Annotated in this window: 2 protein-coding genes; one reads left to right on the top strand and one right to left on the bottom strand. The window is 60.0% G+C overall.

Going from position 1 to position 2,113, the window contains the following annotated elements:
* Positions 1-93 precede the first annotated feature (93 nt).
* A complete protein-coding gene (locus ACOSYY_RS02020) occupies positions 94-645 on the top strand; it encodes a hypothetical protein (protein WP_421660599.1) in 552 nt (183 codons plus the stop codon).
* A gap of 92 nt (positions 646-737) precedes the next feature.
* Here the strand turns inward: ACOSYY_RS02020 and ACOSYY_RS02025 are convergent.
* Positions 738-2,113, bottom strand: a 1,376-nt coding sequence (locus tag ACOSYY_RS02025; protein ID WP_421660600.1) for a protein kinase domain-containing protein, incomplete at its 5' end; no start/stop codon positions are given.

The following is a 2,113-nucleotide window of genomic DNA, read 5'->3' on the forward strand; positions in this document are numbered from 1 at the left end:
CACTGCTTTAGTGCCATGTGATGTCACCCGCTTCCGGGGCGGCTGCGCCCCCCGTGTGCCCACGCATGGCTGGACAGCAAGAACGGAGGAAGTATGCGCGCTCATTTTGTACTGGCTTGGTCGGTTACGGTTCTGTTGGTGCATGTCGGCGGGGCATGGGCTGATCTCCCCCAGGATCAGACCGTCCAGTTCGCCTTTCACGTGTCGCCGGCCAATCCCAACAGCGTCGTCGATTTTTACGTCATCGCGACGCTGCACGCCGTGGACAGCGACGTCGAAGACATCGGCTGGAGAGTCACCCTGCTGGAGTTCGTCTACCGCGACGGGGTGGACAACTTCACCTGGACGCAGGAATACCCCACGCTGGACACGGGCGACGGCCTGTGGTGGGTCTCGCATGGTGACGCCCAGAACCCGGAGCTCGACGAGTTCCTCACCACTCCGCTGCTGACCGGCACGGCGACGGCGGACAGTCCCGGCTACGCGGACCTGGACTACGAGCTGATCTCCGTCCCGGCCGTTTCTTCGACTCCGTACGAGACGACGGCCAGCGTCACTTACGCCATGGCCGCGGCGGGAACCAACGAGCCGGTCAAGGGCGGAACCGATGAACCGGTGGAAGCCACCAAGATCCAAGCAAACTAAGAAGAATTGGCAGTTACGGCGTGTCGTCCCACCTCCCCCCTTGCCAAGGGGGGATCAAGGGCGGTCGGCACGCTGCATTTTTCATCATTGTCCTACGGTGTGGGTGTGCTGTTCTGTGCGGCGAGGCGGCGCTCGAAAAGACTTCTATTTTCGGTGATCTCGTATCGGATTTTGTCAATGCTTTCCAGCATTTGCGATGCGTCGTCTCGCCGCTTCACTTCGGACAGGTGGGCGTCGGCCTTATCCAGCCAGACCTTCGCCTCCATATTGTGCTCGGGGGTTTTGTATGAAAAGTGGAGAATGGCCATACCGCTTTCGGAACTGATGAATTCCAGCCTGCGGATGAGGCTCTTCGGATCGGCGTCGGCCAGTCGTTGGTACATTTCGTAGGATTGGGTATAAGACTGAGTCGCCAAATCGAACTTTCCCAGTTTTCGGGCTGCCTTGCCTACCAGATTCAGGAAGGATGCCAGATCCCCGGCCATATTTAGATCATCCGGCCTGGTGGCAAGAATGGATTTAAGGATCGAGGCTGCCTGCTGGAAATTCTCAAGGGCCAGGCCATAGTTTTCTCGCTGAAAGGCCTGCTCTCCCCGGTCTCTCAAGGCAAAGGCGAGCAGCCTTTGGTAGATCAGGTTTTCCGGTTCGCGTTGAACGAGTTTTTGGGCCGGGTCAAATGACTTCTTGGCGTGCAACGCGGCGACGTCCGGGTTGTTCTTGTCCCATTGAATTGAGGTCAGGCCCTGATGCGCTCTACAGAGTTGCAGCAGGATCAGCGGGTCGTCCGACTGAATCGTTTCCGCCAGTTCGATGACTTTCTTATAATTTTCCTCCGCCTGATCCCGTCGGCCGGCATCTCGCTCGACCCCGCCGAGCTTCATCAGGCCGGACATTTCCATTCCGGCCATGGCGATTTTGGCCACCCGTTCGCTGCGCCGCCACGCCGCCGTCACGCCGATCAGCGCCGCCACGAGGATCGCCACGCACACCACCCCGGCGATGACGAGGGTGCGGAACTTGCGCACGGTTTTGCGCAGGACGTAAATCTTGCTCTCGGAGCGGGCGGCCACGGCCTCGCCGGAAAGGTAGTGCCGCAGGTCGGTGGCGAACTCGGCGACCGACCCGTACCGCCGCTGCGGCTCCTTGGCCAGCGCCTTGAGCATGATGCGCTCCAGGTCGCCGTTGATTTCTGTTGGCTTGATGGTCGTGCTGGAATGTTCGGTGATCACCTTTCGCGGGCTGGCCGGCTCGCGGTGGACGATGTTTGAAAGGGTTTCGAAGTTGTCTGACGTGATCGGGTATGGATATTTTCCGGTCACCAGTTCGTAGAGGATGATCCCCAGGGCGTAGGTGTCGGACGAGGTGCTCGCGTCGTTGCTCTTGACCCGCTCCGGGCTGAGGTACGGAATGGTGCCGACGATCTGGCCGGATAGCGAGAGCATGGAAGGACCCTTGGGGGCGTCCATGT

It is taken from the genome of Nitrospira sp. BLG_2 (assembly GCF_049222245.1).

Bases quoted from the DNA above. Each gene is read 5' to 3' on its own strand.
- ACOSYY_RS02020 (WP_421660599.1), top strand. From the start codon at position 94: ATGCGCGCTCATTTTGTACTGGCTTGGTCGGTTACGGTTCTGTTGGTG.